Here is a 14,197-nt window from a genome sequence, read left to right as displayed (position 1 = left end):
AGGCTCCGCGCATCCGTCGAGGAGCCTGCATGGCCGGCCAGTCCCAGTTCGCACTGCTGAAGCAGCGCCGTTTCCTGCCCTATTTCACCGTCCAGGCCCTGGGCGCGTTCAACGACAACGTCTACCGCCAGTCGATCATCGCGCTGCTGCTGTTTCTCGGCGTCAGCATGTCGGAGCGCACGCTCTACGCCAACCTCGCGCCGGCGCTCTTCATCCTGCCGTACTTCCTGTTCTCGGCGATCGCCGGGCAGATTGCCGAGAAGGTGGAAAAACAGAAGCTCATCGTCATCACCACGACGATGGAGATCGTGATCATGTCGATCGCGGCCGCGGGTTTCCTGCTCGAGAACATGCCGGTGCTGCTGGTCGCGCTGTTTCTGACCGGCACGCAGTCCACGCTGTTCGGCCCGGTGAAGTACTCGATCCTGCCGTCGGTACTGCGGCCGGAAGAGCTCACCGGCGGCAACGGCCTGGTCGAAATGGGCACGTCGATCGCGATCCTCGCCGGCATGATCTATGGCGGCCTGGTGTTCAAGATCGCCGGCAGCTTTGGTCCCGAGGCGGCGGCGCTGTCGGTGGTCACGCTGGCGGTAGCGGGCAATGTGGTCGCGCGGATGATTCCGAAAGTCGATGCCGGCGCGCCCGAACTCAAGGTCAACTGGAATCCGATTCCCGAATCGCGCGCGATCCTGCGTCTGGCCAAGCGCCAGCTGGCGGTGCGCAACGCCATCCTCGGCGTGTCGTGGTTCTGGTTCGTCGGCACGGTGCTGACCGCGCAGCTGCCGACCTACGCCGAGCTGCACTTGGGCGGCGTGGCCAACGACACCGCGCTGTACATCTTCGCGCTGGCGCTGTTCTCGATCGGCGTCGGCGTCGGCTCGCTGCTGTGCGAAAAACTGTCGGGCCGCTCGGTCGAGATCGGCCTCGTGCCCGTCGGCGCGATCGGCATCACCGCGTTCCTGCTGGACCTGTATCTGGCGCGACCCGGCGCTCCGCCGGCCACCGGCCTGACGATCGCGCAGTTCCTCGGCGACTGGACCGGCTGGCGCATCGTCATCGACCTGACCGGCATCGGCATGTTCACCGGCTTCTTCGTCGTGCCGCTGTTCGCACTGATCCAGAGCCGCACACCGAAGTCGGAGCTCTCGCGCGTGATCGCCGGGCTCAATATCCAGAACTCGCTGTTCATCGTGACCGCCGCGATCCTCGGCGTGCTGCTGCAGATGGACGGCTTCACTATCGGCAGCATGCGCATTCCGTTGCCCGGACTGAGCATTCCGCAGGTGTTCCTGGCGCTGGCGATCGCCAACGGACTCGTCGCCCTGTGGATCTTCACGATCGTGCCCGAGTTCCTGATGCGCTTCGTCAGCATGCTGCTTGTGCGCGTGCTCTACCGGCTGCGGCTGCGCGACATCGAGTCCTCGGTACCGTCGGACGGCCCGGCCCTGATCGTCTGCAACCATGTCAGCTACATGGACGCGCTGATCCTGTCGGCGGCGATCCCCCGGCCGGTGCGATTCGTCATGTATCACCGCATCTACAACGTGCCCGGCATGCACTGGATCTTCCGCAACGCGAAGGCGATTCCGATCGCCGGCGCGAAGGAAGATCCCGAGCTCATGCAGCGCGCGTTCGACGCAGTGGATGCAGCGCTGGCCGAAGGCGAGCTGGTCGGCATCTTCCCCGAGGGCAAGCTGACACGCGACGGCGAGATCGCCGCGTTCAAGTCGGGCGTCGAGCGCATCCTCGCGCGCGCAGCGGAACGTGGCCAACGCGTGCCGGTGGTGCCGATGGCGCTGCGCGGCATGTGGTCGAGCATGTGGAGCCATCGCGATTCCCGCTTGGGCCGGATGCGTGTCCCGCGCCGGGCGCGCGCGCACGTCGATGTCGTCGCCGGTCCGCGGATCGAAGACGGTGCATCGATCGATGCCGGTACCCTCGAAGCCCAGGTGCGGATGTTGCGCGGCGACGCGGCCTGAGGCGCGCGGCGGCGGCGCATCGCGCATGTCTGGCGCTACAGTAAGCCGTCCCCGTCCAAGGACGGCGGTCATCGACAGTTCCCATCCGTTGCAGCACAAGGAGTTTTTTCGATGAGTTCGATTCCGCCGCCGCCCCCGGGCACCTACGGCACGCCGGAGGCGCCGCTTCCCGGCACGCCGATCGCACCGGGCACCGTGCCCAACTACCTCGCCTGGTCCATCGTGGTGACCGTGCTGTCGCTGTGCCTGTGCTGCATCGTCGGCACGATTCCGGGCATCGTCGCCATCGTGTTCTCGGCCAAGGTCAACACGCTGCTCGGCCAGGGCGATCTGCCCGGCGCCCAGCGCGCGTCGAACACCGCCAAGGTCTGGTGCTGGGTCACCACCGGTCTGTGCATCATCGGCCTGCTGTGGACGATCTACTCGTTCACGCTCGGCGGCGGCATGGCGCAGTGGCAGATGATCATGGATCAGATGCAGGCCGGCAGCTGATGTCGGTGGCCGGCAGCCACGCGCCACGCCGCATCCGTGCCTCGACCGTCGCCTTCGCAGGCGGCGGCGTGGCACTCGTGGCGACCGGCGCGTGGCTGCTGCGCACCTTCGATCCGAATGCGCCCGGCAATCCGTTTCCGCCGTGCATGTTCTACAGCGCCACCGGCTGGCATTGCCCGGCCTGTGGCCTGACGCGATGCCTGCACGCGTTGGCGCACGGCGATCTGCCGCGTGCGTTCTCGATGAACCCGTTGCTGTTCGCGCTGCTCGCGCTGGCACCGCTGCTCGTGGCCTGGCACTGGGGCTGGCGTCCGCCGTGGCTGCAGCGGCTTGCCCGCGTTGCCGCAGACTGGAAACCTTGGGTCGCGCTGCTGCTGGTGTACTGGATCGCGCGCAACCTGCCGTGGTTTCCGTTCACCCTGCTCGCGCCGGGCTGATCTCAATATTCAGCCAGTCGTGGTGCCCGTCTGCTGCGCATGCCAGTGCGCGATCAACCAGCGCGAGATCGACGACTTCGGCGACAGCTTCAATTCCGGATGCGCATCGCGCAACGCGGCGCCGATCGTGTCGACGTCGAACCAGCGCGCGTCTTCCAGCTCGTCGGTGACCTGCGGCGCATCGGGCCCGGCGTCGGCGATGAAGCCGAGCATCAGCGAAGCGGGAAACGGCCACGGCTGCGAGGCAAGATAGCGGCACCCGGTCACGCGCACCGCACTTTCCTCGAACACTTCGCGCACGACGGTCTGCTCGAGCGTCTCGCCCGGCTCGACGAAACCTGCAAGCGTCGAATACCGGCCTGGCGACCACGCGGCCTGACGCCCCAGCAGCAGACGCGACCCGTCGGTCACCGCGACGATCACCGCCGGGTCGGTGCGCGGGTAGTGCTCGATGCCGCACCCGGTGCAGCGCCCCAGCCAGCCGGCACGCGCATAGTCGAGCGGCGCACCGCAGGCACCGCAGAAGCGGTGGCGGTCACGCCAGTGCAGCACCGCGCGCGCCTGCGCGAAGGCGGTCGCTTCACGGACCGGCCACTGCGCAGCGGCGGTGCGCAGATCGATCGTCGCAGGCACGGCGAGCGTGGACGGTGCATCGACCGCGGGCAGTGCGAACCAGCCCTGCGTCTCGTGCAGGCCAAGGAACACCGCAGATGCAGGGCGTGTGCCGACGACCGTGCCGTCGAGCGCGGGCGGCATGCCGTGCGCATCCACGTGTGCATCGCCTCTGGCGTCGAGCACCAGCACACGGGCCTCCGGCCACAGGCGCGCGAGCGCGTGGGAATCGGTGCGGAGATGTTCTGCGCGGTCGAGCGGCGCGTCGACGAAACTGAAGTCCATCGTCGGATTATCGCCCTGCGCGGCGTCTGGCGTCGTCAGGCAGCCGACGCGGTCAGACGTTGAAGCTGCTGCCGCAGCCGCAGGTCGACTTGGCGTTCGGGTTGCGGATCGTGAACTGCGCACCGTGCAGGCTTTCGACGTAATCGACCGACGCGCCCATCAGGTACTGCAGGCTCAGCGGGTCGACCACCAGGGTCACGTCGTCGGTCACCACGGCCAGGTCGTCGTCGGTGCGCTGCTCGTCGAACTCGAACCCGTACTGGAAGCCCGAACAGCCACCACCCTGGATGTACACGCGCAGATTGAGCGCGGCATTGCCTTCACCCTCGATCAGCTCGCGCACCTTGGCGGCGGCAGCCGGCGTGAAATCCAGTGGGCGTTCGAGCGACTGGTAGCCGGGACCTTCGATGGTGAGCACGTCATTCATGGCACACAGGATGGGGCTGCGTGCCCCCCGCTTCAAGCGCCGGGCGCGGAACGTGGCGTCACGTCGGCCCAGCTGAACGAGCGCTCGACCGCGCTGCCGCGCTCGGGCTCGAGCCGTACCAGCACACGCAGGGGCTGGAAACCGTCCGGCAGCACGATGTCGCCTTCGACCTGCTGGAAGTACTTGAACGAGTAGGCGACGCGGGCTGCATCGTCGCGCTGGCGCAACTGGTCCCACTCCAGCGTCTCCAGACGCCCGTCGCGCGTGCCCTCGATCGACAGCCGCATCGTGCCCACGCTGGCCGCCTCGCGACTCAGGCTCTGGGTCAGCGTCGCGGTGTAGTGCCAGCCCTGGTCGGTGCGGGCCTGCATCCGCAGCTCGTGCACGGTCAGTCCCTTGCGCTGCGCGGTCGCGCCGACGAAGCGCTCATAGAACGCGACATCGGCCCGCAGCGCGGCGATCTCCTCGTCGCGCTCGGCCAGCGTGCCCTGCAGCTCGCGGTTCGCATCGCGGCTGATCTGGTCGGATCGCGTCAGCGTGGACACCTGCTGCTGCAGGCGTTCGAGCGCGTTCTGCTGCTCGGCGAGCTGGCGCTGCGGGTTATCCGAGCCCGGCACGAAGGTCTGCCAAGCGCCCCAGAGGCCGAACAGCAACGAGAGGGCGACAACCCCCGCGAGGACGATGACGATGCGTGGGCCGCGCGCGCGGCGGCTGGCCGCGGGCGGCTTGGCGACAGGAGGTGGGGTGTCGGTCATCGCCACGGTATAGCCAGCGCCGTCGCACCGCGTCAAGGCGAAGCCGGTCCTATACTCGCCCGCGTTGTGCACGCGTTGTCTTTTGCCACGGAGCGTCGCGATGTCGGAAGCCCACCTCTTCGCCGCCGGCGTGCTGCTCGCCTGGTTGGCCGGTGTGCGCGCCTATCTGACGGTCTTCGGGGTCGGACTGGCCGGCGTGTTCGGCTGGCTGGATCTGCCGCCTGCGCTCGAAGCCGCCGCATCACCCTGGGTGCTGGGGGTGTCCGGCGCGCTGGCCCTGGTGGAATTCTTCGCCGACAAGATTCCCGGTGTAGATTCGGGCTGGGATCTGCTGCAGACGCTGGCCCGCGTACCGGCGGGTGCGTTTCTCGCTGCCGCGACGTTGTCGCCCGACGGGGATCTCGGCGCCGGCATGCTGGCGACCGGCGCCGGTGTGGCCTTCGCCAGCCATGCGCTCAAGGCCGGTGGCCGCCTGCTGCTCAATGCCTCGCCCGAGCCGGTCAGCAACCTCGCCGCCTCCATGACCGAAGATGTCGTCACCGTCGGCGCACTGTCGCTGGCGCTGGTGTCGCCGTGGCTGGCGCTGGCGCTGGTGGCCGCATTCGCGCTGCCCTTCGCGGTGGCGGTGTGGTGGCTGTGGCGACGTCTGTCGCATCGCGCGCCGCGGGCGACCGGGGCCGTTTGAAAACCGCCCAGGTCGGCTGTTGCGGCCGCGATTCAAGGGGTGCCGGTTAAAGTTGCCTGATCCCCCACATCGCGTCACAGTGCCGCTCCTATGTCCGATGCCGACAGCAAGCAACGCGCCGAGTTCCCCCCGTCCGCCTACTGGCGGCGTTGGGTCGCCGACGCCGGTCAACCCACGCTCCCCGGAGATCCCGCCGCCGACGCTGCAGGCGCTGCCGCCGCGCCGTCGATTGCGCAGCCGGGCGACGCGACCGAGGCACCGCATCGCGTGCTGATCGTCGAGGACGATCCCAGCCAGGCGCTGTTCGCCGAGAGCGTGCTCAATGGGGCTGGCCTGCAGGCCAGGGTCGTGGCGGTCGCTTCGGAATTCATGGCAACGCTCGGTGAGTTCCAGCCCGACCTCGTGCTGATGGACCTGCACATGCCCGGCATGGACGGTTCCGAATTGACCGCGCTGCTACGTGGCCAGGCGGCGTTCTCCCATATTCCGGTGGTGTTTCTGACTGGCGACGCCGATCCCGAGCGGCAGTTCGAAGCCCTCGAAGTCGGCGCAGACGACTTCCTGACCAAGCCGGTGCGCCCCAGGCATCTGATCGCCGCGGTGCAGAACCGCATCCGTCGCGCCCGCGCGCTGCAGCAGATGCCCGATCCCGGGCGCAATGCGCTGACCGGCCTCAACAGCCGCCTGCAACTGCTGCAGCATCTGGCCGATGCCATTCCGGCAGCGCCGCGTGGCGCGCTCGGTTTCGTCGAGGTGGAAGGCATCACGGCGCTGCGCGACCGCTACGGCTATGCAGGCCTGGAGACCGTGCTTACCGACGCCGGGCGACATCTGCGGACGCTGGTGGGCGACGCGTCCGCGACACGGCTCAACGACAACACCTTCCTGGTGTTCGCGCCGGACGTGGCGCGTATCGATCTCGACGCCTGGGCCCGCAGCCTGCGGGACGGGATCGGCAGCCATCCGTTCCCGCTCGCCGACCAGACCATCCGCCTGCGCGCGCTGGTCGGCTATGCCGACCTCGTCCACGGCTACGACGAGCCCGGCACTGCGCTGGCCGCCGCCGAGCAGGCCTTGCGCGAGTCGCGTGGCACGCCGATCGGCATCGCCGTGCATATTCCTGCGCCCCGCGTCGCACCCGGCGAAGCCCAGGGTGGCCTGGCCGACGATCTGCGCGATGCGCTGGCCGAGCAGCGCATCGAGCTCGCATTCCAGCCGATCGTTGCGGTCGCCGGCGGCGACGAGGCCCAGTACCAGACGCTGCTGCGCCTGCGGGGGCGCGACGGCGAACTGCATTCGGCCGCGCGCGTGCTGCCGGCCGCTGAAGTCGCGGGCCTGCTGCTCGAGATCGACCGCCGCGTCGTCGAACTGGCGATCGCGACTCTCGTCGAGCGCCAGCGCGTGGGCAGCACGATGCGCCTGTTCGTGTCGCAGTCCTCGCGCAGCCTGATCCAGGGCGGCTACGCCGACTGGCTGCTGGAGCAGATCGAGCTGTCCGGTGTGCCGGGCGCGTCGCTGGTCATCGACGTGCGTCAGGACGATGCACTCATCCATGCACTCTCGCTGCAGGATTTCTGCGCGCGCATGGTGCCGGCCGGGGTGCAGCTGTGCCTGGGCCAGTACAGCGCGAGCGAAGAGGCCGACGCGCTGCTCGCGCAGCTGCCGCTCGGCTTCGTGCGCCTCGCGGCGCGTTACTCGCGCCAGCTCGACGAACCCCGCGTCCGGGACGAGATGCGGGTCGCGGTGGAACACGCGCACCGGCTCGGGCTGCAGGTGATCGGCCAGCAGGTCGAAGACCCGCAAGCGGCGGCGACGCTCTGGATGAGCGGCATCGATTTCATCCAGGGCAATCTCGTCCAGCGCGTTGCGAACGTCCTCGATTTCGACTTCCACCACTCCGTGCTCTAGGGCCTGCAGACGCTTATGATCGCGCGCCGTCGCCCATCCGCCCTCGTGCTGCGTTGGCTTGCGCTGGGGGCAGCCGGCGGTGCCGCGCTGACCATGGGCCTGGCTGCGCTGGCGATCCCCGGTCCGTGGCAACTGCTGGCGCTGGCACTGTCGCTGGTGGCCGTGGCCGCATCGATCGGCGTCAGCGTGCACATGCACCAGGGTGTGCGCGAACTCGAAGCGGCCGATGAGCGTCTGCGCCAGGACGAGCTGGCGCTGGGTGAACTGCAGCGCGAACTCGAAGAACGCACCGAGCTGGAAAAAGAGCTCCGCCAGGCCAAGAACGCCGCGGAATCGGCGGTGATGGCCAAAGGCGAGTTCCTCGCCACGATGAGCCACGAGATCCGCACACCGCTCAACGGCATCACGCCGATGCTCGACCTGCTGATGCACGCCGGACTCGCCCCCGACCACGCCGAGCTGGTGCGCACTGCGTTCCTGTCCTCGCAGCAGATGCAGCGCATCGTCGACGACATCCTCGACTACTCCAAACTCGAATCGAACAAGCTCGATCTCGAGGTCACCGGGTTCAACCTGCGCGAGCTGATGGACGGCGTGATCCAGGTCATGGAGCGCGCCGCGCAGACCAAGGGGCTGCGGCTGGGACTGCAGATCGATCCGGTCGTGCGCCTGCCCGTCCGTGGAGACCCTGTCCGTCTGCGCCAGGTCCTGGGCAACCTGATCAGCAACGCGGTCAAGTTCACCGAGCGCGGCAGCGTGTCCGTGCATGTGCGCCGGCTCGGTGAGACCGCGGCGCAACATCAGCTGCGCTTCGAAGTCCGCGATACCGGCATCGGCATCAGTGCCGAAGGCCGTACGCGGTTGTTCCAGGCCTTCAGCCAGGCCGACGCATCCACCACGCGCCTGTATGGGGGGACCGGGCTCGGTCTGGCGATTTCGCGCAGGATCGTGGAACTGATGGACGGCCGGATCGGCGTGGACTCCGAGCCCGGCGCCGGCTCGACGTTCTGGTTCGAGATCCCGCTGCGCAAGACCCAGGGCGACATGCCGGCCGAGGACGCGACTCCCCGCGACGGACGCGCGCTGCTGCTCAGTGCCGATCCGCGCCTGCGTCTGCGCCTGAGCATGCTGCTGCCCAACTGGGGATTGCGGGTGAGCTCGGTGGAAACCACGCAGGAGGCCCTGGACCGTCTGCGCACCGCCGCGAACCAGGGGCCGCCGTGGGCCTACTCGGTCGTCGTCGCCGACCTCGCCGGCATGCGCAATACCGCGGTTGCGCTGTATCGCAACGTGACCCGTCAGTCGGCCTATGGCGGTCTGCGTCTGGTGTGCCTGTATGGCGACGAGCCGGTCTCGGAGGAACTGCGCCAGGGGGCGACGCTGTTGAGCCGGCAATCGCCCGACGCCGACCTGCGCGAAGCGGTCCTCGATACCGAGAGTGCCCCCGCGCCCAGTGAGCCGTCCTATCCGTCGCTGATCGAGTCGAACGCGCCTGCCTCGCTCGGGCGTGACGATGGCGCCACGTCGCCGGCGTTCGGATCGGCTACCACTGGTGCGCAGGCGCCTTCTTCTCCCATCCCGCCAACCGTCGGCGCTATCGAGGCTGCCCGCAGCGACGGTCCGCGCAAACCGCGCGTGCTGCTGGTCGAAGACAATCCGGTCAATCTGATGGTCGGCCAACGCCTGCTGTCGGTGCTGGGCATCACCTGCGACACGGCCAGCAACGGCGAAGCCGCATTGCTGCGCATCGCCGCGTCGCGCTACGACATCGTGCTGATGGATTGCCAGATGCCGGTCATGGACGGCTATACCGCGACGCGCCGCTGGCGCGAACACGAAGCCGCCGAGCGCAGCGCGCGCCGTCTGCCGATCATCGCGATGACCGCCAATGCGATGGCCGGCGATCGCCAGAAGTGCCTCGATGCGGGCATGGACGACTACCTCGCCAAGCCGGTCACGCGCAGCGAACTCGAACGCTGCATCTATCGCTGGTGGGATCCGGACGCCGCGCCCGCCGTCCTCGAACACGCGAGTCCCGCGCCCGAGGCGATCAGCCAGCCGATGTCGCCCGACGAGTGGACCACCCCGACGCAGTCGACGCCGCCCCAGCCGGATGCAATCGATACGCCGATGCCCGCCGCGATTCCCGTGTCAGCACCCGGCCCCGTCCTGGACCGCGGGCCGCTACCACCGGTCATCGACCACGAAGTCCTCGATGATCTGAGGAGCGTGCTCGGCGACGAGGTCGATCGGCTGATCGATCTTTTCCTCGACGACACCCCGCGCCTGCTGTCGGCGCTGGAGAACGCGGTCGACGGACCGGACTACGACGGTCTGCGCGATGCCGCGCATTCGCTCAAATCGTCGAGTGCGAATCTCGGCGCGATGTCGCTGTCGGCGGCGGCGCGGCGCATCGAGGCAGGCGCCCGTGAGCGCAATCTGGAACGCCCGGCCGTGGCCGTTGCACTGGTGTCGAACGAATTCGCGCGTGCGCGGCGGATGCTGCGCGAAGGCCGGGTCCAGGGCGTCACCTGACGCCACCGCCCGCAGCATGCGGGCGGGTGAAGCGGGTCAGGCTCAGTCGTCGTCGATCTGGCTCTGCAGATAGTTCTCGACGCCGATGCGCGAGACGAGATCGAGCTGGGTTTCCAGCCAGTCGACATGTTCCTCTTCGGATTCGAGGATCTCGACCAGCAGCTTGCGGCTGACGAAATCGCCGGCGGTCTCGCAGTGCGCAATGCCCTCGCGCAATGTCGGCAGACCGTCCATCTCCAGCGCGAGATCGCATTCCAGCGTCTCGACCGGCGCCTCGCCGATGCGCAATTTGCCCAGCGCCTGGAAGTTCGGCAGGCCCTCGAGAAACAGGATGCGCTCCGACAGCTTGTCGGCATGCTTCATCTCGTCGATCGACGCCTTGTAGGCGCGCTTGCCGAGTTCGTCCAGGCCCCAGTTCTTCAGCATCTTGGCGTGCAGGAAGTACTGGTTGATCGCCGTGAGCTCGTTGTAGAGCGCCTGGTTGAGAAAGCGGATGACCTGCGCGTCGCCCTTCATCGAGGGTGCTCCTGATATCGCGGAATGCGCACACTCTAGCGATCGCGCGCACCGCATGACGGAACGCGAATCGTGATCATTAGTCGGGGCGCGGCGACGAGCGCCGTGGATCAGGCGGCCGACGCGATCAGCGGCAGATCGATGACCGGTGCACGGCGCGCGGCGTGATAGTCGTCCAGCAGGGCCGTCGCCATGTCCAGGCAACTGCCGCAGGTCGCACCGCAGCCGGTGCGCATCGTCAGCTCACTCGTTTCCCGGCAACCGTTGACGGCAGCCTGGCGGATCTGGGAGTCGGTGACGCCGTTGCAGATGCACACGTACAAGGCTGTGGTCCTGGCGGAGGGCTGGAGTCGCCATTCCGCCATAAACGAGAATCAGTGTCAAATAAGAACTGTTCAGCCCGCGCCGCTGTCATCGCGGCCGCGTACCACGGCTTCCGGACCGCGCCGCGGTCCCCGCCGCTGCGGACGACGACCGCGGGGTCGCAGCTCGATCGCAGGCTGCGGAATGGCCTGCGCGCCTGCCACCTGGCGGGCGTACTTGGCCAGATGGCTCAGCGCGCTGGTGTAGACGCCCCGCTTGAAGATCACCACATGCTCGAGCGGGTACCAGAAATCGACCCAGCGCCAATGGTCGAACTCCGGGGTCTCGGTGAGATCCAGCCGCAGATGCGCCTCATCCCCGACGAACTTGAGCAGGAACCAGACCTGCTTCTGGCCGACGCAGACGATGCGGTCGTTGCGACGGATCGCGCGCTGCGGCAAGCGGTAGCGCAACCAGCCCGGTGTCGCGCCGAGCACGGCGACGTGCTCCGGCAGCAGTCCGGTTTCCTCGTGCAGCTCGCGGTACATGGCCTCGAGCGGCGTCTCGTCGGTATTCATCCCGCCCTGCGGGAACTGCCAGCCATCACGCCGGACCCGACGCGCCCAGAAGACACGGCCGTCCGGGTGCATCAGCACGATGCCGACATTGGGCCTGAACCCGTCCGGATCGATCACGATGCGGACTCCTAATGCGATTGACTTGCGTCACTGGCATCGACTCTGCCACGCGCCGCCCTGGGGAACAAGCCGGAACTGAACGTAGGCGTTGCCCCACAAAAAACCCGCCTTCCGGCGGGTTTTTCTCGACGCTTTCGCGTTGGTGGCTATGGGTGGACTCGAACCACCGACCCCGTCATTATGAGTGACGTGCTCTAACCGGCTGAGCTACATAGCCATCGGTCGTGCGGAACTTCCCGCGACGAGCCGCGCATTCTGCCCAAGCCTCGCGTCTGCGTCAATCGGCGCGGCCGGACATGCCGACCGCGCCGCGGTCACGTCACTTCGCCGACGGTGCGGCCGCGAGGCCCAGCTGATCGAGCATGAAGGCGTACATCTCCGCCGATTCTCGGTAGCGACGGAAGCGGCCCGACTTGCCGCCGTGGCCGGCTTCCATATTGGTGCGGAACACCACCGGGAACGCACCGGTGTTGAGGTCGCGCAGCTTGGCCACGTACTTCGCCGGCTCCCAGTACTGGACCTGCGAGTCCCACAGGCCGGTGCCGATGAACATCGCCGGATAGGCCTTGGCCTCGAGATTGTCGTAGGGCGAATAGCCGAGGATGTAGTCGTAGTAGCGCTTGTCTTCCGGGTTGCCCCACTCGTCGTATTCGTTGGTGGTCAGCGGGATGCTCGGGTCGAGCATCGTCGTGACCACGTCGACGAACGGCACCTGCGACAGGATCGCGCGGTACTTCTCCGGGGCCATGTTCGAAATCGCACCCATCAGCAGGCCACCGGCGCTGCCGCCGAAGGCCGCGACGCGGTCCGGCGCGGCGTAGCCCTGCCTGACCAGATCATCGGTGACGTCGATGAAGTCGGTGAAGGTGTTGATCTTGTTGAGCAGCTTGCCGTCGTCGTACCAGGCGCGGCCCATTTCCTCGCCCCCGCGGATGTGCGCGATGGCGTAGACCATGCCGCGGTCGAGCAGGCTGACGTTGGTGACCGAGAACCCGGGATCCATCGACGCGCCGTAGCTGCCGTAGCCGTATTGCAGCAGCGCCGCGGTTCCGTCCTTCTCGAAGCCCTTGCGGTAGACCAGCGACACCGGAATGCGCTTGCCGTCGCGCGCCGTCGTCCACACACGTTCGGTGACGTAGTTCGACGGCTCGTAGCCGATCACCGCCTGCTGCTTGAGCTGGCGACGCTCGCCCGTCTTCGTGTTGACCTCGAACGTCGTCGCCGGCGTGGTCAGCGAGGTATAGCCGTAGCGCAGCCAGTCGGTGTCGGGCTCGGAGTTCACCGCCAGACCCATCGCGTACGCAGGTTCGTCGGCCTGCACGAATTCGTCGCTGCCATCGCGCTTGAGCACGCGCACGCGGGTCAACGCCTCGGCGCGCTCCTCGATCGCGGTGAAGCCATCGAACAGTTCAAAGCCTTCGATGTAGACGTCGTCTCGATGCGGCACGAAGTCGGTCCACTGCCGGCGCGAGGTCGCGTCGCTGGGCGCGGTGACGAGCTTGAAGTTCGTCGCCTTGTCGGCGTTGGTGCGGATCACCCAGCGGCCGTCGTAATGGTCGGCGTCGTATTCGACATCGCGCGCACGCGGCGCGAGCACGGCGAAGGTCTCGGGATTGTCGGCCGGGGTGTAACGCGTTTCGCTCGACACGGTGCTGCCGACGCCGATGACGATGTACTTGTCGTCGCGCGTGCGGTCGATGCCCATGTAGAAGCTGTCGTCCTTCTCTTCGTACACCAGCACGTCATCAGTGACCGGCGTGCCGAGCACGTGCTTCTTCACCCGCACGGTCAGCAGCGTTTCCGGATCGTTCTCGACGTAGAACAGGGTCCTGTTGTCGTCGGCCCAGACGAGATTCGCCGACACGCCCGGAATCGATTCGGGATAGATCTCGCCCGTTTCCAGATTCTTGAAGCGGATCGTGTACTGGCGACGGCCGTTGGTGTCGTCGGCGTAGGCGAGGATGCGGTTGTCGCGGGTCACGTCCCAGTCGCCGACCGCGTAGTAGTCCTTGCCGTCGGCGAGCGTGTTGACGTCGAGCATGACCTGCTCGCCGCTGAAATCGCCACGCGCGTTCGCGGCCTGGATCGACAGCGCATCGACGCCGGCGCCATCGGCGCGGCGCGCGTGCACCGGATAGTCCTTGCCGGTTTCGAAGCGCGAGTAGTACCAGAAGCCGCGGTCGCGGTACGGCACCGAGCTGTCGTCCTGCTGGATGCGGCCGACGATCTCGTCGTACAGCGTGTCCTCGACCGGCTTCAGCGACGCGAGCATCGCGTCGGCGTAGGCGTTCTCGGCGTTGAGATAGGCCAGCATCTCCGGGTTTTCACGCGTGTCGTCGCGCAGCCAGTAGTAGACGTCTTCGCGCGTCGCACCGTGCGGCGCCTTGACGGTGTGCGGGCGCTGCTCGGCGTCGGGCGGGACCGGCGCGGCGGCACGTGTAGCGGGGGAAACACTCATCAGGCTCAGGCTCGTCAGGATCGGCGCGGCCAGCAACAGGGCGGCGCGGGGAAAAGGTGTCTTCATCGTTGGGTCCATTCGTCGCGATTGCAACGCCAGATAAGACA

Annotated in this window: 13 protein-coding genes and 1 tRNA gene; 6 read left to right on the top strand and 8 right to left on the bottom strand. The window is 67.6% G+C overall.

Annotation, left to right across the window (positions count from 1 at the left end; genetic code table 11):
- The first annotated feature begins 29 nt into the window (after positions 1–29).
- From AC3IRM_RS02555 to AC3IRM_RS02545, 3 genes are all read left to right on the top strand, one after another.
- The gene (locus AC3IRM_RS02555; RefSeq protein WP_489204724.1) at positions 30–1,979 is read left to right on the top strand and encodes an MFS transporter; all 1,950 of its coding nucleotides are present in this window, start codon (positions 30–32) and stop codon (positions 1,977–1,979) included.
- A gap of 111 nt (positions 1,980–2,090) precedes the next feature.
- A complete protein-coding gene (locus AC3IRM_RS02550; RefSeq protein ID WP_489204723.1) occupies positions 2,091–2,471 on the top strand; it encodes a CD225/dispanin family protein in 381 nt (126 codons plus the stop codon).
- Entirely contained in the window at positions 2,471–2,908 is a 438-nt protein-coding gene (locus AC3IRM_RS02545) for a DUF2752 domain-containing protein (RefSeq protein WP_489204722.1), read from the top strand. The genes AC3IRM_RS02550 and AC3IRM_RS02545 overlap by 1 nt, the downstream gene beginning before the upstream one ends.
- Before the next feature lie 9 nt (positions 2,909–2,917).
- Here the strand turns inward: AC3IRM_RS02545 and nudC are convergent, their stop codons facing one another.
- From nudC to AC3IRM_RS02530, 3 genes are read right to left on the bottom strand one after another with little or no spacing between them, the layout of a single operon-like run.
- Positions 2,918–3,805: an NAD(+) diphosphatase gene (gene nudC / locus AC3IRM_RS02540; protein WP_489204721.1), complete on the bottom strand. Its 888-nt coding sequence runs from the start codon at positions 3,803–3,805 to the stop codon at positions 2,918–2,920.
- 52 nt (positions 3,806–3,857) lie between these two features.
- A complete protein-coding gene (gene erpA, locus AC3IRM_RS02535) occupies positions 3,858–4,232 on the bottom strand; it encodes an iron-sulfur cluster insertion protein ErpA (protein ID WP_232117933.1) in 375 nt (124 codons plus the stop codon).
- Between the two features lie 32 nt (positions 4,233–4,264).
- Complete coding sequence (locus tag AC3IRM_RS02530) at positions 4,265–4,987, bottom strand: DUF6776 family protein (protein ID WP_489204720.1); 723 nt, start codon at positions 4,985–4,987, stop codon at positions 4,265–4,267.
- A gap of 100 nt (positions 4,988–5,087) precedes the next feature.
- Between AC3IRM_RS02530 and AC3IRM_RS02525 the strand changes: the two genes are divergently transcribed.
- The 3 genes from AC3IRM_RS02525 to AC3IRM_RS02515 all read left to right on the top strand — a co-directional run bounded on the left by AC3IRM_RS02525 (position 5,088) and on the right by AC3IRM_RS02515 (position 10,115).
- On the top strand, positions 5,088–5,672 hold the full coding sequence (locus AC3IRM_RS02525; RefSeq protein WP_489204719.1) for a DUF4126 domain-containing protein: 585 nt from the start codon (positions 5,088–5,090) through the stop codon (positions 5,670–5,672).
- A gap of 90 nt (positions 5,673–5,762) precedes the next feature.
- Complete coding sequence (locus AC3IRM_RS02520; RefSeq protein ID WP_489204718.1) at positions 5,763–7,580, top strand: EAL domain-containing protein; 1,818 nt, start codon at positions 5,763–5,765, stop codon at positions 7,578–7,580.
- A 15-nt stretch (positions 7,581–7,595) separates the two neighbouring features.
- The gene (locus AC3IRM_RS02515; RefSeq protein WP_489204717.1) at positions 7,596–10,115 is read left to right on the top strand and encodes a hybrid sensor histidine kinase/response regulator; all 2,520 of its coding nucleotides are present in this window, start codon (positions 7,596–7,598) and stop codon (positions 10,113–10,115) included.
- A gap of 42 nt (positions 10,116–10,157) precedes the next feature.
- Here the strand turns inward: AC3IRM_RS02515 and bfr are convergent, their stop codons facing one another.
- The 5 genes from bfr to AC3IRM_RS02490 all read right to left on the bottom strand — a co-directional run bounded on the left by bfr (position 10,158) and on the right by AC3IRM_RS02490 (position 14,156).
- Positions 10,158–10,631, bottom strand: coding sequence for a bacterioferritin (gene bfr, locus AC3IRM_RS02510; protein WP_489204716.1), 474 nt, complete (start codon positions 10,629–10,631; stop codon positions 10,158–10,160).
- A gap of 110 nt (positions 10,632–10,741) precedes the next feature.
- Positions 10,742–10,954 (bottom strand): (2Fe-2S)-binding protein, encoded by a 213-nt coding sequence (locus AC3IRM_RS02505; RefSeq protein WP_489204715.1) that lies wholly within the window; start codon positions 10,952–10,954, stop codon positions 10,742–10,744.
- 72 nt (positions 10,955–11,026) lie between these two features.
- A complete protein-coding gene (locus AC3IRM_RS02500) occupies positions 11,027–11,629 on the bottom strand; it encodes an RNA pyrophosphohydrolase (RefSeq protein WP_489204714.1) in 603 nt (200 codons plus the stop codon).
- 143 nt (positions 11,630–11,772) lie between these two features.
- Positions 11,773–11,849: transfer RNA gene (locus AC3IRM_RS02495), tRNA-Met, on the bottom strand.
- A gap of 102 nt (positions 11,850–11,951) precedes the next feature.
- On the bottom strand, positions 11,952–14,156 hold the full coding sequence (locus AC3IRM_RS02490) for a S9 family peptidase (RefSeq protein ID WP_489204713.1): 2,205 nt from the start codon (positions 14,154–14,156) through the stop codon (positions 11,952–11,954).
- Positions 14,157–14,197: the final 41 nt, after the last annotated feature.

This window comes from Luteimonas sp. KH_071, assembly GCF_057838005.1.
The sequence above is the reverse complement of the archived record's forward strand: the minus strand, read 5'-3'. Positions and strand labels throughout refer to the sequence as shown.